Source organism: Pseudomonas sp. LS2P72 (assembly GCF_054897865.1).
Map to the genome: position 1 here is coordinate 4,372,820 of NZ_CM142708.1, position 21,305 is coordinate 4,394,124.

Here is a 21,305-nt window from a genome sequence, read left to right on the forward strand (position 1 = left end):
TAACAGGGGAACATGGATGGGTTGGCTGCACTCGAGACGTTTACATTACTGGCTGGGCGCGACAGCGATTACGTTCGCGCTGTTTGCTGTGCTTCGGGTCATGTTTTTTTTCGGCTATTCCGGTTTCGACGCCAACGCCCTGATCGACAAAAATGACGTCCTGGAAACCCTGGGGATCGGCTTTCGTTTCGATCTGCGCCTGGCCATCCTGGCGATGTTGCCGTTGGCGTTTCTCGCCTGGATTCCTCGCTGGAACCTGATCGGCAGCCGCCTGCTGCGCCGTATCGCCCGCGTGTACCTGGTCGCGATCCTGAGCGTCCTGCTGCTGATTTACATCATCGATTTTGGTCATTACGCCTACCTGGGCGTGAGGATCAACGCCACCGTGCTGCGCTTCATCGAGGATGCGCAAATATCCCGTGACATGGTCTGGCAGACTTACCCGGTGATCTGGATTTCACTGGGTTGGCTGGCAACGGTCGCGTTGGTGACATTGGCTCTGGTGCGTCTGGAACGCGTAACGCTGGACCGCCCTCGCAAAGCCATTCGCCGGCTCGCCGCGACATTGGGTGGCGCGTTGATGGTCGTGGTGGTGCTGCTGGGCATTTTAGGTCGTGTCGAAAACATGAACCTTGAAAACCCGGTCCCGCTGCGCTGGAGCGATGCGTTTTTCTCGGGTAATAACCAGGTTGCTGCGTTGGGCTTGAACCCGGTGTTGTTCCTCTATGACACGGTCAAAGTCGGCCAGTCGCGCTATGACGAAGCGCAAGTGCGCGAGCACTACGCGGTGATGGCCAACTATCTGGGCGTAGACAAGCCCGATCCGCAAACCCTCGATTTCGTCCGTCACCAGGCACCACAACCCTACAAAGTGCCGGGCTCCCGGCCGCCGAACGTGATGTTCGTCATGCTCGAATCGTTGGGCACCAGCGCCGTCGGGGCCTACGGCAACCCGATCAATCCGACGCCGAACATCGATCGCCTGGCCACGCAGAGCTGGTTCTTCGAGCACTTCTATGTGCCGGTGACGGGGACCGCAAAAACCGTCTGGGCCAGCATTAGCGGTGTGCCTGACGTCACTCGACAGGAAACCGCGACGCGCAATCCGTTGATCACCAAGCAGAACACACTGATCAACGCCTTCACCGGTTACGAGAAGATCTACACCATCGGCGGCAACTCCGGCTGGGCCAACATGAATGCCTTGATTCGGCAAAGCATCGACGGCGTTCGCTTGTTCGAAGAGCGGGACTGGAAGTCCCCGGTGGTAGATGTCTGGGGGATCTCCGATCTGGATCTGTTCAAGGAAACCGACCAGATCCTGCAAGCGCTGCCCAAGGACAAACCGTTCTTCGCCTATGTGCAGACGGCCGGCAACCATCGTCCCTTTACGATTCCCAAGACCAATGATGGATTCGAGGTCAAACACCCTACCCTGGCCGAAGTACAGGCCGCAGGGTCGCGCAGTGTCGAGCAGTACAACGCCGTGCGTTTGCTGGACTTCAACATCGGTCGCTTGATGGAAATCGCTAAAGAAGGTGGCTGGTACGACAACACCATTTTCGTGCTGTTTGGCGACCACAACACCCGAATCGCGCAGATTCCGTTCCTGGCACCGGCCTACGAGCAACTGGGCCTGGAAAGCAACGCGGTGCCGATGATCATCCACGCACCGGGTTTGCTGGGGACGCGCAAGGTCAAGGAAGCAGTCGGCCTGGTGGACTTGCTGCCCACCGTGGCGGGCATGGCCGGTCTTGAGTTTCGCAACAGCGGCATGGGCCGTGACATTCAGCAGCCCGCGCCCGAGGGTGAGCGAGTAGTACCGCTGGTGTTGCGCGAAGGTACGTTCCCGCTGATTGCCGGCGTGACCCAGCACTATATGGTGCAGATGGAACACGATGGCAGCTCACCAAGTCTCCATGACCTGGCCTCAATGACGCCACTGGACAACGTCGCCGAGCAAAACCCAGAAGAGTTCAAGCGCCTGTCAGAGCTGACCCGCGCCATGCATGAAACCTCAAGGTTGATGCTGTACCAGAACGTGCGCAAGTAACGGCTCTCCCGCGTCTATGCTTCAAATAGACGCGGGAACTGACCGTGATACCCGTAAAAGACTCTGCCTATCACGCCCCAATACTCCCCCTATTAGCTGACTTCCCAACTGGGGTCTAACCTTATTCGAGCGTCGGCACCATAAGCCGGCCGGTCAAGAGCTGATAAGGAGATAGGAATGGGTCAGAAGCCTGACTAAACCTGCCGTAGGCCACCGTGCAGGCAACTCGATTGCCGCTGTTCAGAATTCCCGTGTGATCAAAACAATCAGTTGATCAAACTGCTGGCCCTGCAGCCTGTGTCATTGGTTTCGCCCGTTGCTGTTTAACGCCCACGTTGGGCCGGATAGCCGGATGAATACGACCAAAGGTAGCTCACACATGGCAAACGAATCGAAATGCCCGTTCATTAGCGCCGCTGGCGGTGGCACGACAAACCGCGACTGGTGGCCGAACCAACTGAATCTGAAGATCCTCCATCAGCACTCGTCCCTGTCCGATCCCATGGACGAGGGCTTCAACTACGCCGAAGCTTTCAAAAGCCTGGACTTTGAAGCGGTCAAAAGAGACCTGACTGCGTTGATGACCGATTCCCAGGACTGGTGGCCGGCGGACTTCGGTCACTACGGGCCACTCTTCATTCGCATGGCCTGGCACTCCGCCGGTACGTACCGCACCGGTGACGGTCGTGGTGGCGCCGGTTCCGGCCAGCAACGCTTCGCGCCGCTCAACAGTTGGCCGGACAACGTCAGCCTCGACAAGGCACGTCGGCTGCTCTGGCCGATCAAGCAAAAATACGGTCGTAAAATTTCCTGGGCCGATCTGATCGTCCTCACCGGCAACGTTGCGCTGGAGTCCATGGGCTTCAAGACCTTTGGCTTTTCCGGTGGTCGTCCGGACGTTTGGGAACCGAGTGAGGACGTCTACTGGGGCTCGGAAAACAAGTGGCTGGGCGGCGACACCCGCTACGGCAAAAAAAACGAGCCCATGCAAGAGCCTGGCGAAGGCCCACTCGTAGCTGAGCCTGGGGAAAATGAGGCAAGTCGCACCGACCAGGGGCGCTTCCTGGAGAACCCGTTGGCGGCTGTGCAAATGGGCCTGATCTATGTGAACCCGGAAGGTCCTGAAGGTAATCCGGATCCGGTCGCTTCGGGTAAGGATATCCGCGAAACGTTCGGGCGCATGGCGATGAATGACGAAGAAACCGTGGCACTGATCGCCGGCGGCCACGCCTTCGGCAAGACCCACGGCGCCGGACCTGCCGACAATGTCGGCGCCGAGCCCGAAGCCGCTGGCCTCGAAGCCCAGGGCTTTGGCTGGCAGAACAGCTTCGGCACCGGCAAAGGCCCGGACACCATCACCAGCGGCCTGGAAGTCACCTGGACCACCACACCCACCCGGTGGAGCAATAACTACCTGGAAAACCTGTTCGGCTTCGAGTGGGAACTGAGCAAAAGTCCGGCCGGTGCGAGCCAGTGGATACCGAAAAACAACGCCGGCGCCGGCATCATTCCGGATGCTCACGACCCGTCAAAACGTCGTAATCCGACCATGCTGACCACTGACCTGGCGCTGCGGTTCGACCCGATCTATGAACCGATTTCGCGGCGCTTCCTGGCCAATCCAGACCAGTTGGCCGACGCATTCGCCCGTGCCTGGTTCAAGCTGCTCCACCGCGACATGGGCCCCCTCTCCCGCTACCTCGGCCCGGAAATGCCGAGCGAAGAATTGCTCTGGCAAGACCCGATTCCTGCGGTTGACCATGCCCTGGTCAACGACAGTGACGTCGCCGCGCTCAAGAGCAAACTCCTGGCCTCGGGCCTGACCGTCTCGCAACTTGTATCAACGGCTTGGGCGGCGGCTTCGACCTTCCGTGGCTCCGACAAACGCGGTGGCGCCAACGGCGGGCGTTTGCGTCTGGCCCCGCAGAAGTTCTGGCAGGCCAACCAGCCTGAGCAGCTGGCGAGCGTGCTGGCGAAACTCGAAGGTATCCAGAGCGAGTTCAATAACAGCGGCAAGAAAATCTCGCTGGCAGACCTGATCGTGCTGGCCGGTAACGCCGGCGTCGAGCAGGCGGCGAAAAATGCCGGTCAAACCGTGACAGTTCCGTTCACACCAGGACGGATGGACGCCACCCAAGAGCAGACGGACGTGGAGTCTTTCGGCTTCCTCGAACCCATCGCCGATGGTTTCCGCAACTTCCTCAAAGGCAGATACAGCGTAGCGGCCGAGCAGCTGTTGATCGACAAGGCGCAACTGCTGACACTCACCGCGCCAGAAATGACCGCGCTCATTGGCGGCATGCGCGTGCTGAACACCAACGTCGGGCAAACCAGGCACGGTGTGTTCACCCAGCAGCCGGAGGCATTGACCAACGACTTCTTCAAGAACCTGCTGGACATGGGCGTGGAATGGAAACCGGTGTCGGAGGCCAATGAGGAGTTTGAAGGGCGCGATCGCAAAACCGGCGAAATGAAGTGGACCGGCACTCGCGTTGATCTGGTCTTCGGCTCACATGCGCAACTGCGTGCGTTGGCGGAAGTCTATGCAACCGCTGATGCGCAGGAGAAGTTCGTCAAAGACTTCGTAGCTGCCTGGGCCAAAGTGATGGACCTGGATCGCTTCGACCGTAAGTAACACGAGCGGTATCGCTGAAACTGCAACGCCTCCCACTGTGGAGGCGTTGTGCTTTTTGTCACTTGACGCTTCACGCCGTTAGATGGGAAAACGTGCGTGGCGCGGATGCAAGCGTTGGGTTCCACAAGAATCAAGGAAGACTCACAAAACCATGAAAACCCTATTGTGTTTGCTGATCGCCACCGGTATCGGCACCGCGCTGCAGTACGCCGGCCTCCCCCATGGCCTGTTGCTCGGTTCAATACTCGCGACTGCGTTGATCGCCAGCAACCTGCGTTTTTCTCCTGCGCTGCCCTTCAGCCTTGTCTACGTGCAAATCGTGTTGGGGATCGCGACCGGCCTGATGTTCACCTCGTGGAACAGCCAAACGGCGGCTGCCATGTTGCCCAGTCTGGGCTTCATGCTGCTGGGCCTGACGGTCCAAAGTGCCGTGGCCGGTGTGTGGCTGCTAAAGGTCTCGGGATGGAACCCGAAGGACTCTCTGTTAGCCGTGTATCCGGGCGCACTCGCCGCCGTGTTCGATTTGCTCGAGTCCGAGCGCGCGTCCAGCAAGGTGATCGTCGTGCACCTGGTGCGACTGCTGTCGATCACCGTGCTGGTCAGTTTCTGCATTCCCGGACAGACCGACGTAGCGCTTGCCGAGAGCAGCCCGCTGCTCATGAGTACCGCGCTGACCCTGCTGTCGCTGATTGCCTTGTGCCTGTTGCTCGGCCGCTTGCTGTTGCGCGTCGGCGTTCCGGCGCCGTTCATGCTCACCGCTATCGTCGTCACCGGCGTCTACCTCAAGCTGGGCTATCTCCAGGCCTTCCACCTGCCGTCATGGAGTGTCGACACCGCCGTGGTCCTCCTCGGCGTACTGATTGGCTCGAAATTCAAAGACATCAGCCTCGCAGAACTTGCCCGCCACGGACGAGCCGGGCTGATGGCCATCGGCCTGATGCTGCTGATCGCAGCAGCGTTTGCCGCAGTGGCCGGACGGATTCTGGGCAGCGATCCCTTGTCGTTGTGGCTGGCGTACATGCCGGGCGCCATCGAAACCATCGCCCTCGTCGCCTTCAGTGGCGGGCTAAACGTGGTGTTCATCCTGACCCATCACCTGGTGCGAATGGTCGTGCTGCACTTTGCGCCAGCGTTGGTCGTTCAGGCGCGGCGTTGGCGGGAAGATGTTTGATCGCAGGAAGAACTAAGCGGGAGAGATTGTGGCCAGCGCCCCAATCAAAATGGTCAACACCAGAAATCCACCCAGGAAAATCGCCATCTTGCCCATTGGGCCTCCTACATTATGAGTTTGCGGTGCAGCGGTTGCCGCGACTGCGGCGCATGCCGATATTGTGAGCCGGCGGCTGTGTGCGTTACAGATGCAGATAGCGCAGGAAAATACGGATCAGAACACCGGATCGGGGCTAGATCGCCTTTAAACGTCAATTCCGCCAGGATTTATTTATGCCACTGAATTTTCATAAAATGCACGCCAATGGCGATGACTTCATTATTGTGAACTCGCGAAACGCGGCCAATCCAATGACAAGTACCCTGGCTCGGCGAATGGGTGATCGGCACCGAGGAGTCGGATTCAATCAACTCGCGGTGGTGCTCGATTGCGATGATGCAGATGCGCGTTTGATGTTCTGGAATGCAGATGGCTCCACGCTGGATGCTTGCGGCAGCGCAACGCGGGGTGCCGCGGATAGGCTGATGCGCGAATCAAATACCACTTCGATATCGCTCCGAACCAACCGTGGTCTACTCACTTGCGAACGGACCTCAACCGGCGCAATTTCTGTGAACATGGGAGAGCCGCTTTTCGGCTGGTCGGATATTCCCCTGGCTCTGGAACTGGACACTGCTGTTTTGCCACTTGCTGGTGGCCCAACAGCGTGCAGCATGGGCAATCCGCACTGCACCTATTTTGTGGATGATCTGACGGCCATTGATATAGCGGCAATCGGACCGACAATAGAAACCAATCCCCTATTCCCCCTCAGGACGAACGTGCATTTCGTCCAGATCATTAACCGAAAGCACATTCGGTTGCGTATCTGGGAGCGCGGGAGTGGTATTCCACTCGGTTCAGGTTCCTGCTCTTGTGGCGCCGCTGTTAACGGAATTCGTCGTGGCTTGTTAGACAATTCCGTTGAGGTTGAATGTGATGGTGGAACTGTGACGGTTCAATGGGATGGCGTGGGATCTGTCTTTCTTATCGGACCGGTCGAGACAACTTTTTCGGGAATGATCACGGATAGCTTATTGCACGTTTAATAGCGGCTATATCGTGATAAACGGAGGAGTTAATCATTCACGACCACTGATATCAGCTCAACAACCAACGCGACATCAGACGCGTCGTCAACGGCATCAACCCATAGACCATACTGAATGACACCACCCCGGCAACCGCAACCTTGAACAACCAGACCGGCAGACGCAGATCAGACAGTTCAAGCCCAGCCGCCAGAACCCAAGGCACAAAAACGGTCAACGGCAATACGATCATCCAGGACACCAACCATTGCTTCCATCGCTCGACGGTCACCCGACCTTGCAGCGGCTCAAACCAGAATTTCGAATCATCGTCAGTACGGTGGTAGTCCTGCCGCAGCCAGGGCAACGACTCGCGCAACAAGGCATGACGAACCCGGGATTCCAGCCAGGCCGTGACATGCCCCTTGCTGACAAAGCGCAGGATGATTGCGTAGCGCAAGTGCAAGCCGACCGGTTTGACCACATCCGTCGCCAGGTAACCCGGAAACTGTCGATGGGCGTCGATGGCCTTGTTCATCCATTGCTCATACAACGCCTGATACTGCGGATTGACCTCATGCACAATCACACTGACGCCAATATCGGCGTCAATGCTCATGGTTGCTGCCGCCGGAGCATGGCCCGCTGGTAGAGGCGTTCGCGCGCCAGAATCATCGGGTCGTGACTGGGTGCGATGCCATCGGGCAAGCGCCCGGGGTTGAAATCAAGGCGCTGCTGGGCAAGCTGTTGTTCCTCAGCCGGGACAAGCGCATCAAGGGTCAGAATCCCCAGCTCGACTTCCTCGTGGCTGCGCGACCAAGGGATCGACCCGTCTTCGATGGCATCCCCCGGCGCCGCCAGTTGCACCACCAGACGTAACTTCACTGCCCCCCTGGCCAGTCGGGCGCCGATTTCGTCCTGCAAATAATCGGCTGGCATCGCGGCGGCTTGCTGATCACTCAATGCAGGCTCTGCCAGCAACGGCTCAATACGGTAGCGACCGATAAACGCTTCACCCTGACGGTTGCTGAACACCAGGGCATTCACGCCAAAGTATTCGACGCTGGCGTAACTGCTCGGCGCGGGCTTGGGTGCCTGAAGGAAATGCTCCGCACGTGGATGATTGGCCAGAAAGGTTTGCAGCGGCAGCGGATTCGGCGACGTGGCGACGTTGGCGGCGATGCCCTGCAAAAAACTCAGGAAGTCTTCGGGTGTGGCCACCGGAAAGCCGTTGAACGAGTGCGTCACGATGTCCGTGAACTCACCGTCCGGCAGCGTAAAGCGAACGGCCAGGCCGTGAGGACTGGCCTGCGGATCGCCGTCCTCGGTGGCTGGCACGCCGCTGAAGTTGGAGAACCTCAGCAGCACCGACTCCGGTTGCCCCTGCAAATGGGCTGCCCGGCTTAGTACGGGAGCTGATGGCGAAGCCGCAAAGGTTCCGCGTAGCAATACACCCTTGGCATGGGTCACGCGAAATCCCGGGTGATGGCCGAACGTCGCGGCGAGTGCATCAAGTAAAGCGTCGTAAAGTCTGTCCTGGGACATGGGGGCACTTCTCATGGGCGACACATTATTCTGGTTGGCGGCAAAGGCAGAGGACGCGGCAAGCGTCCCTGCCAGCAGCATGCCGGTCAACAATCGGGGTGGCTGCATTGGATTCAGCCTTGACGCAGGCCAGGATTGAGGGCGATGTGTTTGTACTCGACAAAGTCATCCATGGCCGCCACGCCGTTGAGGCGCCCCTGCCCCGACTGTTTGAAACCCCCTTCTTCGAACTCGTCGTAGACCACGGCCCAGTCGTTGACCCACACCGTGCCCGCCTCCAGTTCGCGAGCCACCCGCAGCGCGCGGTCGACATCGCGGGTCCAGACACTGGCCGCCAGACCGAACTCGCTGTTGTTGGCCAGTTCGATCGCCTCGGCTTCGCTGTCGAAGACCTGCAGCGTCAGCACCGGGCCGAAAGTTTCGCGCTGGACGATCGCCATCTCGGGGTCGCTGACCCGCAGCAGCGTCGGGCGATAGAACGCGCCCTTGGCCAAAGGCCCCTCGGTCACCGGGCCACCGCGAACGATGACCTGGGCACCGGCGGTAATCGCCTCCTTCACGATTTGATTGACCCGTTGCACGTTGGGCTTATCGATCAACGGACCCATTTCGCTGGCCGAATCCGCGGCGGGCCCCACACGCACAGCTTCCAGTTGCTCGGCCAGACGCTCGGTCAACGCCGTGGCGATATCGCGTTGCACCAGCAGCCGCGAACCGGTCATGCAGAACTGACCGGCGAATACCGTCAGGGCTTTCACCAGAGTGGGTACCGCGGCATCAAGGTCGGCGTCGTTAAACACCAACATGGGTGTTTTCCCGCCCAACTCCAGGCCAAAACGCTTGAGGTGTTGCGCCCCCACGGCTGAAATCGCCCGGCCGGTGGTGGTGCTGCCGGTAAAACTGATCACCGGAACCCGGGGTGATTCCACCAGGTGGATGGAGCCGGCCGCGCCCTGCTCGCTGAACAGGTTGATGACGCCGCGCGGCAGCGACAGCGCCTCGCTCATGATCCGGGCCACCAGGCAGTTGGTCTGCGCGGTTTGCCCGGGCATTTTGATGACCGTGGTGCAACCGGCCGCCAGCGCCGGTGCCAGTGAGCGAATCATCAGCACCACCGGCGAGTTCCACGGCACGATGATGCCCGCCACGCCTACCGCCTGACGAATCACCAACGATAGCTTGCCGAGTCGGGGCTCGGCCGCTCGACCGTATTCGGCACGCGCCAGGGCGGCGTAATAGCGCAACTTGGAGGGCACCATGCCGACCTCGAACTCGGCTTCGGGTCGGATCTTGCCGTTTTCCAGCGCCAGGGTATCGATCAGCTCATCGGCGTTGCGCTCGAAGGCGTCCGCCAGCTCCAGCAACACCTGAGCGCGCAATTGGCGGTCATCTTTCCAGGGTGTTTCGGCAAACGCCCGTTGCGCCGCTTCAATCCCTTGTTGCGCTTCGTTCAAGCCTCCTTCGGCGTATCGACCAATCAGCTCGTAGGTCGCAGGGTCGATGGAGTCTTTGTAAACACCGGAGTCCAGCCATTGGCCGTCGATCCAGTTCAAAACCGGGGTGCTGTTCATAGAGGCAGGTTCCTGAGGGTCAAGCGTAAAGACGGGCAATGTGCTCGGCGGTGGCAATCACGGTGATGTTGGTGGCGACCGATGGCACGTCGGGGAAGACCGACGCGTCCACCACGCGCAGCCCCTGCACACCGATGACCCGCGCTTGCAGGTCGACCACCGCTCGCGTATCCCCTGGCTTGCCCATCGGGGCCGTCGAGGTCGGGTGGTGATAGGTGTCGAGACTGGCTTTGACACTGGCCAGCAAGGCCTCGTCCGAATCGTTGCCTTGACCGGGGTTGAGCTCGGAATGGATCAACGAATTCAGAGGCCCCGTGGTGCCGATTTTGCGGGCCAGACGGATGCCATCCAGCAGGCGCTGGCGATCCTTGGGCTCGGCGAGAAAATTCAGGTCGATGTTCGGTGCCACGAACGGATCGCGACTGGCCAGCGTCACCTTGCCCCGAGACAGTGGCCGGGTCAGGGCTACCGCGAGCACGAAGCCAACGCCGGTCGGGCTCTGTTCATGAGGGAACAAATGCGTGGCCGTGATATGCAGATCCAGCTCGCCATTCTCGGCAGAACGGCTGTGGGTCCAGAGTTTGGCCCCGATGGCGGGCGACTGGCTGCCGATCAGGTCAGGCCTGGCGGCATAGGCGTTGTAATAGAACGGGTGATCCACCAGATTCTGCCCGACCGCCAGCTCAGCGACTTGTGGAATCTGCAAGGCTCGCAGGTCCTCGCCAGGACCAATGCCGGAACGCAACAGGATCGCGGCGCTGCCGTAGCTGCCAGCTGACAGGATGACTTCACCGGCCAGCAGCTTCTCACCGTTGCCCAGTTGCACACCGATCGCACGAGTACCGTCGAACAGCACTTTGTCCACCAGGCTGTCGGTACGGATATGCAGGTTGTCGCGGGCGCGCACCTCATCGGTGAGATACGCCATGCCGGTGTTGACCCGCACGCCGTTGACGATGTTCATCGGGTACGGACCGACGCCGTGGGCGTCAGCGCCGTCAAAGTCGTCAATCACCCTGTAGCCGTTGGCGAAGGTCGCATAGATGAAGGCCCTCTGCATAGGAGTGACATCGGCCTTGCCCAATTGATGCACCGGCAGCGGCCCTTCATGGCCGTGCAACGGGTTGGCTCCACCGCTGTGGGTTTCCAGTTTTTTGAACGACGGCAGCAGCTCTTCATAGCTCCAGCCAGGCAGATCCCAGCGCTTGAAGTCGCTGGCACGGGCGCGGATGGCCACCGCGCCGTTGATCGCCGAACTGCCTCCCAGCACCTTGCCGCGCAAGGCGCCGATGGGATGATCAATGTAGCCCGGTCGGGTCTTGTAACCCCATTCGAACTCAGGATTGGCATTGGCACCGACGATGTCACTGCTGGCAATGATCTCGGGGTAATTGTGCGGACTGTAGCTGTGGCCCGCCTCAAGCAATACCACCTGTCGCTGGTTGTTCTCGCTCAAACGACGGGCCAAAACCGCACCTGCCGAGCCACCGCCGACAATGATCACGTCAACCGGGGCGCTGTGAGCGGCACGCTTGCCGGCACTACCGCTTGACTCCAACGCCTGCGCCAAACCACTGCCCGCCGCCAACGTAGCGGCGGCCACAACACCGCCGGCCAGAACAGCACGGCGAGCAGGATTGTTAAGGGTACTCTTCATCCGTCTTCTTCCCTGTCAGACGCCAGATTGCGCCTGTTGGGAAAAAGCATATGGGAGGGTGCGCAGACTCATAAGCCGGCAAAAGACGATTCCACGTTTCGTTATTCTCGAACGAATCAACGCTGTGGTTGCGAGTGAGCCGTCAGCATTTGCTCCCACACCGGTGGGCTACCGATCTGTTCGATGAGGAAGTTGATCAGCGCCTGAAGCTTGGGCGAAGCTCGCTGGGATCGCCGGTAAACCGCCGAGATATTGCCGCCTCGCGGGGCATAAGGCGCCAACACCTCTTTCAGTTCACCAGCCACAATGGCCTGCGCCGCGAGGAACGTCGGCAAAATCGCCAGGCCCATACCAGCCTTGGCGGCTTCCAAAAGTTGATGGCCATTATTGGTGCGCATACGGCAGCGGACACGAAACGATTCCAAGGTGTTGTTCACCGGTAGCATCCACATGCCGTGGGGTTCGCGATTCACATAAAGCATGGCGAAATGCTGGGCCAGCTCTTGCGGGGTTTGCGGTGTGCCGTGAGCGGCCAGGTACTCCGGACTCGCACAAATGATGTGCCGGTTGGGCGTAATGGTCTTGGCGACCAGCGAGGAGTCAGGCAACTCGCCGATGCGGATGGCCGCGTCATAATGCTCTTCGTGCAGGTTGACGTGGCGGTCATCAAACTCGACGTCCAGCCGCAACTCGGGGTAACGCACCGCGAATGACGACAGAATCGGCGTCAGGTAGCGAATGCTGAAGGCCATCGGCGCTGCAAGCCGCAGGACCCCGCGCAAACTCGATTGAAACGCCAACACTGCATCTTCGGCATCCTCGACATCGGCCAGAATACGTACGCAATAACTGTGAAACACCTCGCCCGACTCAGTCAGCCGGGCCTGACGACCACGCTCCAACAAGATGCTGCCCAGGCGCTTTTCCAATTGCTGGATCCGCAGGCTGACCATTGACTTGGCGATACCCAAACGCCGGGCGGCTTCGGAAATACTGCCGGTGTCCACCACCATGGCGAAAGAATGCATCTCGGACAGTTTGTTCAAGTTTTGGTAATCCAAAGAAAAGTCGGGGGCATACCTTCCAGATGGCATGCCCCCTCAAGGTTTTTTATGCGGACTGGAGGGATTTTTTAATGGCATCGGACAACTTTTCCGCCGTCATGATGACGGTCGGGTTCAAGTTGATCAGCGGGATCTCGGGAAAAATAGACGCATCAATAACGCGCAGCCCTTCTATGCCGTAAACGCGCCCTTCCTCATCCACCACGGCGTTTGGGTCATCCGGCAACCCCATCGGGGCCGTCGAACAAGGGTGCTGCAAAGTGCCCACACCTTTTGCCAGCGCGGCACGAATGTGCTCATTACTGTCGTCAGTGGATGAGCCTGGATAGAGCTCTTCCACGATCATGCTTTTAAGCGGCTCCGTGTTGGCCAGTTTTCTGGCCAGACGGAAACACTCGATCATCCTGTTCATATCATCCTCACTGCTCAGATGATTCAGTTCGATAACAGGTGCCTCTTCGGGATCGCGACTTTTCAAACGCAGGCGGCCGTGGGACGTGCAATGCATCAGTTCCAGACCCAGCGAAAACGCGACACCGGTCGGACTGCTGGCGGGATCGAGCAAATGTGAGGGGGAAATAGCGATATCCAGCTCCTTATCCGAACCGGCATAGGATGAATGGGTCCACCACTGCGCCCCCACCACCGGATGATCCAGCCCCTTCAACGCTTCTGTTCCACTGAAATTCATCCAGAAGAACGCATGATCGAGCAGTCGAACACCGACCGGCGCCTCTTTGACCAAAGGAATATCCAATGCTTCAAGATCTGCCCTGGGGCCGATACCTGAACGTAGAAGAATGGCAGCAGAGCCATAGGCGCCAGCACTAAGAATGACTTCTTTGCCGTGGACTTTTTCGCCGCCAGCCAACAACACGGACTGAACCTTGCCGCCTTCAATCAACACTTTGTCGATGAGGCTTTGATCCAGGATCGTCAGGTTTGGGCGAACACGCACTTCACGGGTGAGATAGGCCATCCCGGTGTTAACACGTACACCGTTGATCACGTTCATTGGAATGGGGCCAGCGCCGTTATTGGCCTCTGGGTCATTAAAGTCGTCAACTTTGTTGGCTCCGCAAGCCCATGCCGCCTCGACCATTGCGCGCTGTACAGGAGTGATGTACTCCAATGACATTTGGTGAATCGGAAGCGGCCCGCTGCGGCCGTGCCATTGTTCTTCACCGTGCGGGGTGCGCTCCATTTTTTTGTAATAGGGCAGCACTTCTTCAAAGCTCCAGCCTTTCAGGCCTTTGGCAGTGAAGCGCGCAAAGTCAAAAGGCAAGGCCCGGCAGGCAACGGCGCCATTGATGGCGGAACTTCCGCCCAATACTTTTCCACGCGGAACGTAGACCGATTGCGGTTGATCGACCGGCGTTGCGAAATACCCCCACTCATAACGTCCATCCGCGTTGGCGGCGATGATATTGCTGCTGTAGATCGCTTCTGGATATTCATCGGGTTCAAAGGCTCGCCCCGCCTCAACCAACAGAACACTAAGTTGTGGGTCTTCCGACAAACGCGCCGCCAATACGGCGCCGGCAGAACCGCCACCCAGAATGACAAAGTCGAACACCTTGCTATTTACAGTCATCTTTCATATCCCTATTTATTGATGTAGCGACTTTGATTTACATCGCAGGTCATGTTCAGCGCGTGGTGTTCAGCGCTTCGGTAATGACCTTGGCCACGTCTGCCGGGCGGGACTGATGCGGCACATGGCTGGTGGGCAGCGCAGTCGTTGTGGCGTTTATTTTCCTGGCGAGTGCGCGCTGAAGTTCAGGTGCAATCATGCGATCGCGCTCACTGACGATGTACCACGATGGCTTCTGCTTCCACGCGGCCACGCTGATGCGTTCGTCGAACGCTCGGGCATTGATGGCGCCTTGCGTGGAGGCCATCAATCGGGCCTGAGCCGCGGGCACGTCCGGGGCAAAATCCTGCTCCATACCTTGCTGCGTGAGCGACAGATACCCGGCCTTGTCGGCCACAAATTCGCGCATGCCCGGCGACGGCGGATAGTCTTTACCGAGCTCACCCGTGGTCTGCCCGACGTCCGGGGCGAAGGCGGCCACGTAGACCAGCGCCGCTACCTTGTCACTGGCACCGGCTTCAGTGATCACACTGCCGCCCCACGAATGCCCTACCAGCACCACTTTGCCCGGCGCCGTTTCAATCGCGCGGCGGGTTGTAGCCACATCATCGGCCAGCGAATTCAAACCGTTCTGCACGGCCCGTACTTGCACACCCTTGGCCTGTAACAAGGTGATCACCTTCGCCCAGTCAGAACCGTCGGCAAACGCCCCATGCACCAGCACAACGGAAGGATCATTTGCAGCATTGGCACAACACACCGAACCCAGTGCGGCCAAACCCAAAGACATGGCGAGAACTGTCCTGCGTAACATCTGTATCTCCTTAAGTGAACCAACCAAACAGCGGCAATCTAGCCCCCGCGTTGCCTAACGAACTAGGCCCCAATAGTTGGTTTCTCTTTCCCATACAGTGGACGATCCTTCTTGTATAGTTGGCCTCCTTTGGCTGAATGAACGTCGCCCAGTGCTCGATCTCAATGACCTTCAGTACTTTGTTATGGTGGTGGACCACGGTGGCTTCGCGCCGACTGCACGGGCGCTAGGCATTCCAAAATCCAACCTCAGCCGACGGATCGCCCTGCTCGAAGAAAGACTCGGCGTGCGCCTGATCATCCGTAACACCCGCAGTTTCAAAGTGACGGAACTAGGGCTGACGTACTACGCCCATTGCCGTTCAATGCTCAAGGAAGCAGAAGCCGCTGAAGCGGCGGTTGCCATGACCCGCTCAGAACCCGGTGGCTTGCTGCGCGTCACCTGCCCGACGGTGTTACTGGAAGAATGCGTGGGCGGCATGATCACGCGATTCATGGCCATGCACCCGCGAGTCGAAGTGCATCTGGAAGCCAGCGACCGTCAAGTAGACGTGGTGGCCGAGGGCGTTGATCTTGCCCTGAGAGTACGCCCGCCTCCCCTTCAGGACTCGGACCTGGTTAACCGGGTTATGTCCCAGCGGCCACAATGTCTGGTGGCCAGCCCCGCGCTATTGCAGCGCCTGGGCGAACCCCAGGAACCGGAAGACCTGTCACGCTTCCCCAGCGTCCATCACGGCAGTCCGCAACGTGATTACAGCTGGACGTTGTTTCATCAGGATGGCGCGGAATTTACTATTCAGCATCGTCCGCAACTCATCACCAAAGGACTGCCGATGCTGCGATGCGCGGCGCTGGACAGCGTCGGCATTGCGCAGATGCCTATGTCCCTGGTGCACGACTACATTGATCGCGGGCAACTGGTGGTGGTTTTGCCTGACTGGGCTCCGCGGACTGAAATGATCTACGCCGTGTTTGCGAGCAGGCATGGAATGCTGCCGTCGATGCGGATGTTGATAGATTTCATGGTGGAGCAATTCAAGTTGCTGGATGATCCGGCGCGGGGGATGCGGGTGAGTCCGCTGGTTTGAGACTGAGTCGCCTACAAAACACTCTCCATCGTGTCATTCGAAGCAACTGAATTTCAGACACTAAAAAGCCCACTGACCGTCACCGGTTCAGTGGGCTTTTTACTGCGTGACTGTCAAAAAATCCTTAACCGCTACGCGGCAAGCTCGACGTAGCTAGACTCCCCACCTCCAGTCGCACCCGACAGCCAACCCCAGACAAAGGTCAGAGTGGTGCGTCCTGCGTGATCAACGCCTACCGTGCCCCGAGACCAGCCGGCAAGAATCTCACCATCCGTAGTCAAGCACTGATAAAGAAGCTCAATGGTATCGGGACCAGTCACGCGTCCGACTTGATTACCCATGCGGATATGGCCGCCCTGGTAAGTACCCCAAATGGCACCTTCCTCGACATGGTAGTGAAATACGGTGCGTGCATCGGACAGCCCGTGGGCGTTGTCTGCTACCGAAAACCGGCGATTGTTCAAACGCTCGCTGATTTGAGAAAAGGGGATTTCCATAAATGTCGCGTCCTTTAGTCGAGATGTTCCATTCCAGTCTTCGATTAGCTTAAGCCATTTTGTCGCGACGGATGAAGGCACTGCTTGGCCGTCTCTGGTGCTGCGAAATCAGGAGCCACCACCGTTTGTCTGCTCCTCAGCACCTTCCCCTTCCCGGTTATTCCAACGCTGTACACCCCCTCACATGGCAGGCCTAAATGATGAACAGGACAATTGCTGCTCTCACGATCGCGGGCCTGGTGTCCGCCTGCTCGCTTTTCGCGTTTGCTGCGGAAAAGGTGACTGAAGACGCACCTGCCGCGCTTCCCGGAATCAACCAGGCTCAGGGCACTGAATCCAAGGAGGAGAAGGCCGACAAAAAAGGTGAGGAAGCGGCGGGTTCAAACTCCGGTGCCAGCTCGGAGGAGACGGACAAAGATGCGGCCACCTCTAGCGGTTCGAAGGACGTTGAGAAAAAACCAACGCAGGAGTGAGTTAGCGGTCCGCCCGCTTCGGCCTTAGTGTTGCGTAACCTGCAAGAACTGAATTGCGCCCACAAAAAAGCCCACTGACCGTCACCGGTTCAGTGGGCTTTTGATTTGGCCTCTAGTTACAAAGCCATATCAGTCGCAGCATTGGCCTTCGGAGCCTTAGCCGGAGCAGCCGGAGCAGCAGCCGGAGCCACCATCTGACCAATCGCCGGCGGCGGAGTCAGCTGCAACACCTTGGCGGTGTAAGCCCACTCTTCAGCCACTTTCTCAGGGCTGCCATTCAACTGAGTGCCATAGCTAGGCACGATCTGGTGCAGCTTTTCCTGCCAGGCTGGCGAAGCCACCTTGTCCTTGAACACTTTCTGCAGCACGGTCAGCATGATCGGTGCAGCCGTCGAAGCGCCCGGCGATGCGCCCAGCAGACCCGCGATGCTGCCGTCTTGCGAAGCAACAATCTCAGTACCCAACTTCAGCACACCACCAGCGGCTTCATCACGCTTGATGATCTGCACGCGTTGGCCGGCTTGCCACAGGCGCCAGTCTTCGGCTTTGGCGTTCGGGAAGTATTCTTTCAGGGCGTTGAGGCGGTCTTCGTCAGACAGCATCAGTTGGCCAGCCAGGTACTCGACCAGCGGGTATTCCTTGATGCCGACTTTGGTCATTGGCCACACGTTGTGCGTGGTGGTGGTGGTCAGCAGGTCCAGGTACGAGCCTTCTTTCAGGAACTTGGTGCTGAAGGTCGCGAATGGGCCAAACAGGATGACGCGCTTGCCGTCCAGGACACGGGTGTCCAGGTGCGGAACCGACATTGGCGGTGCGCCAACGGAGGCTTTGCCGTAGGCCTTGGCCAAGTGTTGTTCGGCCAGGGTCGGGTTTTCGGTCACGAGGAACGAACCGCCAACCGGGAAGCCTGCGTATTCCTTGGCTTCAGGAATGCCGGACTTCTGCAGCAGGTGCAGTGCACCGCCGCCCGCGCCGATGAACACGAACTTGGCGTCGGTTTCGGTTTTGCTGCCGTCTTTCAGGTTTTTGTAGCTGACGCGCCAGCTGCCATCTTCGTTCTTGGTGATGTCTTGCACTTCGCTAGACAGTTTCAAGTCGAACTTCGGCGTGGTTTGCAGGTGCGCAACGAACTGGCGGGTGATCTCGCCGAAGTTGACGTCGGTACCGATCGGAGACCAGGTGGCCGCGACTTTCTGGTTCGGGTCACGCCCTTCCATCATCAGCGGAACCCACTTCTTGATCACAGCCGGGTCTTCGGAGTACTGCATGCCGGCGAACAGCGGGCTCGCTTGCAGGGCTTCGTAGCGCTTTTTCAGGAACTTGATGTTGTCATCGCCCCACACAAAGCTCATGTGTGGCGTGGAGTTGATGAACGAACGCGGGTTTTTCAGCACGCCTTGCTGAACCTGCCAGGCCCAGAATTGACGGGAGATCTGGAAGGCTTCGTTGATTTCAACGGCTTTCGGGATCTGAACGTTGCCTTTATCGTCTTCCGGGGTGTAGTTCAACTCGGCCAGGGCGGAGTGACCGGTACCGGCGTTGTTCCAGCCATTGGAGCTTTCCAGGGCGACGCCGTCGAGGCGCTCGACCATTTCCATCGACATACCCGGTTCCAGCTCGTTGAGCCAGACACCGAGGGTCGCGCTCATGATGCCGCCGCCAATGAGCAGCACATCGACTTTCTTTGCCTCTTCCGCGTGAACGGACGTGATCCCCATCGACAAAGCCAGCCCCAGCAGGGCCGTGTTCATTTTTTTAAACATGTGTAGCACCTATGATAAAACGCCATCCGCCCTTCCATCTTCACTTACGAGCCCCTTGTTTACGGCATTCAGGCAGGATGTCGTGGGTTCTCGCACATGACGATTGGAGGGTGGGCACACAAGGCCGACGTGTCTCCATCGACCTCAGTTTATATGTCCCTACTGAACTGACTTTTTATCGTTATTGGCTTCAGCTACTTGAGCGACAGTGATTCTGTTGGCGCGTCTCGAGGACGCGCAAACTGAATAGGTCAAAGCAAGTTGGGGCGAAGAATATCACGACACGGCAAACCCGCGCGTCTGTTCCCGACTTGATAGTCCGCCTCGGCCACTATACTCATCGTGCTTTTCTCGATGAGCCGGTGAGGAGATGTCATGAGCGACAAAGTTGATCTGCGCAAATATTCCTCTCAAGTGGTCGATGGCGTGGAACGAGCGCCGGGACGATCCATGCTGCGTGCCGTGGGTTTCACCGACGAGGACTTCAAGAAACCGCAGATCGGCATCGCCTCCACCTGGGCGATGGTCACGCCCTGCAACATGCACATCGACAAACTGGCGATTGAAGCCGAAAAAGGCGCGAATGCCGCCGGCGCCAAGGGCGTCATTTTCAACACGATCACCATTTCCGACGGCATCGCCAACGGCACCGAAGGCATGAAGTATTCGCTGGTGTCGCGGGAAGTGATCGCCGACTCCATTGAAGTGGTGGCCGGCTGCGAAGGCTTCGACGGCCTGGTGACCGTGGGCGGTTGTGACAAGAACATGCCGGGCTGCCTGATCGGCATGGCGCGGCTGAACCGCCCTTCCATCTTCGTCTATGGCGGCACCATCCGGCCGGGCGCCGGCCACACCGATATCATCTCGGTGTTCGAGGCCGTGGGTCAGCACGCACGGGGTGACATCAGCGAGATTCAGGTCAAGCAAATCGAGGAAGTGGCAATTCCCGGCCCCGGCTCCTGCGGCGGCATGTACACGGCCAACACCATGGCTTCTGCGATTGAGGCGTTGGGCATGAGCCTGCCCGGTTCCAGCTCTCAGGACGCCGTCGGCAGCGACAAGGCGTCGGACAGTTTCCGCGCCGGTCAGCAGGTCATGGAGTTGCTTAAGCTGGACCTCAAACCGCGCGACATCATGACCCGCAAGGCCTTTGAAAATGCGATTCGGGTGGTGATCGCCCTCGCCGGCTCGACCAATGCCGTGCTGCACCTTCTGGCCATGGCGCATGCTGTGGATGTCGAACTGACGCTGGATGATTTCGTCGAGCTGGGCAAGGTGTCCCCGGTGGTGGCCGACCTGCGCCCCAGCGGTCAATACATGATGAGTGAACTGGTGGCCATCGGCGGTATCCAGCCGCTGATGAAGCGCATGCTCGCCGCCGGCATGCTGCATGGCGATGCGCTGACGGTCACCGGCAAAACCCTGGCCGAAAATCTGGAAAACGTGCCCGACTATCCCGAAGGCCAGGACGTGATCCTGCCCTTCGACCAACCGATCAAAAAGGACTCCCATTTAGTGGTGCTGCGCGGCAACCTTTCGCCCACCGGTGCGGTAGCCAAAATCACCGGCAAGGAAGGTTTGCGCTTTGAAGGCACGGCCCGGGTTTACCACGGCGAGGAAGGCGCGTTGGCCGGCATCCTCAACGGCGAAGTCAAAGCCGGCGATGTGATCGTGATTCGCTACGAAGGCCCCAAGGGCGGCCCGGGCATGCGCGAAATGCTCTCGCCCACGTCGGCGGTCATGGGCAAGGGGCTGGGCAAGGACGTTGCGCTGATCACCGACGGCCGTTTCTCCGGCGGTTCGCATGGGTTTGTGGTGGGTCATATCACGCCCGAAGCCTTTGATGGCGGGCCGATTGCGCTGATTGAAGACGGCGACAAGATCACCATCGACGCCGAAACACGACAGATTACGGTCGATGTTTCCGATGCCGAACTGGCCGAGCGCAAGACCCGATGGGTGCGCCCGGAATCCAGGTACAAACGCGGGGTGTTGGCCAAGTACGCGAAGACGGTGTCCAGCGCCTCGGAAGGCGCGGTGACGGATAAATACCTCTAGGCGTTTCATGCGAGCTTGCGTCCGGTTCTGTAGCAGCTGTCGAGCTTGCGAGGCTGCGTTCGGTTCGGGCCGCGTTCGGACGCAGCAGTCGTAAACCCTAAGTGCGCGGTGAATCTGACACACCGCATTGCCTGACCTTACGACTGCTTCGTCCGAACGCGGCCCGAACCGAACGCAGCCTCGCAAGCTCGACAGCTGCTACAGGGATCGCGTCATGGCTTAGAGTCTGAACCGATCCACCGACTGCGAGAGC

16 protein-coding genes are annotated in these 21,305 nt (G+C 59.0%); 7 read left to right on the forward strand and 9 right to left on the reverse strand.

What is annotated here, in order from left to right; all coding sequences use genetic code 11:
- The first annotated feature begins 16 nt into the window (after positions 1-16).
- The 4 genes from ACYZUA_RS19950 to dapF all read left to right on the forward strand — a co-directional run bounded on the left by ACYZUA_RS19950 (position 17) and on the right by dapF (position 6,947).
- Positions 17-2,053, forward strand: a complete 2,037-nt coding sequence (locus ACYZUA_RS19950) for an LTA synthase family protein (RefSeq protein ID WP_461960277.1) — start codon at positions 17-19, stop codon at positions 2,051-2,053.
- 379 nt (positions 2,054-2,432) lie between these two features.
- On the forward strand, positions 2,433-4,688 hold the full coding sequence (gene katG, locus ACYZUA_RS19955; protein ID WP_461960278.1) for a catalase/peroxidase HPI: 2,256 nt from the start codon (positions 2,433-2,435) through the stop codon (positions 4,686-4,688).
- A 151-nt stretch (positions 4,689-4,839) separates the two neighbouring features.
- The gene (locus ACYZUA_RS19960) at positions 4,840-5,859 is read left to right on the forward strand and encodes an AbrB family transcriptional regulator (RefSeq protein WP_461960279.1); all 1,020 of its coding nucleotides are present in this window, start codon (positions 4,840-4,842) and stop codon (positions 5,857-5,859) included.
- Between the two features lie 272 nt (positions 5,860-6,131).
- Complete coding sequence (dapF, locus tag ACYZUA_RS19965; protein WP_461960280.1) at positions 6,132-6,947, forward strand: diaminopimelate epimerase; 816 nt, start codon at positions 6,132-6,134, stop codon at positions 6,945-6,947.
- A 52-nt stretch (positions 6,948-6,999) separates the two neighbouring features.
- On the opposite strand, the gene ACYZUA_RS19970 is transcribed toward dapF, so the two are convergent.
- The 7 genes from ACYZUA_RS19970 to ACYZUA_RS20000 form a co-directional block, all read right to left on the reverse strand.
- The gene (locus tag ACYZUA_RS19970; protein WP_461960281.1) at positions 7,000-7,548 is read right to left on the reverse strand and encodes a hypothetical protein; all 549 of its coding nucleotides are present in this window, start codon (positions 7,546-7,548) and stop codon (positions 7,000-7,002) included.
- Positions 7,545-8,474: a catalase family peroxidase gene (locus ACYZUA_RS19975; protein ID WP_461960282.1), complete on the reverse strand. Its 930-nt coding sequence runs from the start codon at positions 8,472-8,474 to the stop codon at positions 7,545-7,547. The genes ACYZUA_RS19970 and ACYZUA_RS19975 overlap by 4 nt, the downstream gene beginning before the upstream one ends.
- 113 nt (positions 8,475-8,587) lie before the next feature.
- Positions 8,588-10,045, reverse strand: a complete 1,458-nt coding sequence (locus tag ACYZUA_RS19980) for an aldehyde dehydrogenase family protein (protein ID WP_461960283.1) — start codon at positions 10,043-10,045, stop codon at positions 8,588-8,590.
- 19 nt (positions 10,046-10,064) lie between these two features.
- Positions 10,065-11,702, reverse strand: a complete 1,638-nt coding sequence (locus ACYZUA_RS19985; RefSeq protein WP_461960284.1) for a GMC family oxidoreductase — start codon at positions 11,700-11,702, stop codon at positions 10,065-10,067.
- Between the two features lie 116 nt (positions 11,703-11,818).
- A complete protein-coding gene (locus tag ACYZUA_RS19990) occupies positions 11,819-12,748 on the reverse strand; it encodes a LysR family transcriptional regulator (protein WP_461960285.1) in 930 nt (309 codons plus the stop codon).
- A gap of 64 nt (positions 12,749-12,812) precedes the next feature.
- A complete protein-coding gene (locus tag ACYZUA_RS19995) occupies positions 12,813-14,360 on the reverse strand; it encodes a GMC family oxidoreductase (RefSeq protein WP_461960286.1) in 1,548 nt (515 codons plus the stop codon).
- 55 nt (positions 14,361-14,415) lie between these two features.
- The gene (locus ACYZUA_RS20000) at positions 14,416-15,174 is read right to left on the reverse strand and encodes an alpha/beta fold hydrolase (protein WP_461960287.1); all 759 of its coding nucleotides are present in this window, start codon (positions 15,172-15,174) and stop codon (positions 14,416-14,418) included.
- A 184-nt stretch (positions 15,175-15,358) separates the two neighbouring features.
- Here ACYZUA_RS20000 and ACYZUA_RS20005 point away from each other — a divergent pair, with 184 nt between their 5' ends.
- Complete coding sequence (locus ACYZUA_RS20005) at positions 15,359-16,261, forward strand: LysR substrate-binding domain-containing protein (protein ID WP_461964054.1); 903 nt, start codon at positions 15,359-15,361, stop codon at positions 16,259-16,261.
- Positions 16,262-16,392: 131 nt separating this feature from the next.
- Here the strand turns inward: ACYZUA_RS20005 and ACYZUA_RS20010 are convergent, their stop codons facing one another.
- Entirely contained in the window at positions 16,393-16,758 is a 366-nt protein-coding gene (locus ACYZUA_RS20010) for a hypothetical protein (protein ID WP_461960288.1), read from the reverse strand.
- Positions 16,759-16,958: 200 nt separating this feature from the next.
- Between ACYZUA_RS20010 and ACYZUA_RS20015 the strand changes: the two genes are divergently transcribed.
- Positions 16,959-17,231: a hypothetical protein gene (locus ACYZUA_RS20015; RefSeq protein ID WP_461960289.1), complete on the forward strand. Its 273-nt coding sequence runs from the start codon at positions 16,959-16,961 to the stop codon at positions 17,229-17,231.
- A 116-nt stretch (positions 17,232-17,347) separates the two neighbouring features.
- On the opposite strand, the gene mqo is transcribed toward ACYZUA_RS20015, so the two are convergent.
- Positions 17,348-18,994, reverse strand: coding sequence for a malate dehydrogenase (quinone) (gene mqo / locus ACYZUA_RS20020; RefSeq protein WP_461960290.1), 1,647 nt, complete (start codon positions 18,992-18,994; stop codon positions 17,348-17,350).
- Positions 18,995-19,369: 375 nt separating this feature from the next.
- Between mqo and ilvD the strand changes: the two genes are divergently transcribed.
- Positions 19,370-21,052 (forward strand): dihydroxy-acid dehydratase, encoded by a 1,683-nt coding sequence (gene ilvD, locus ACYZUA_RS20025; RefSeq protein WP_461960291.1) that lies wholly within the window; start codon positions 19,370-19,372, stop codon positions 21,050-21,052.
- Positions 21,053-21,305: the final 253 nt, after the last annotated feature.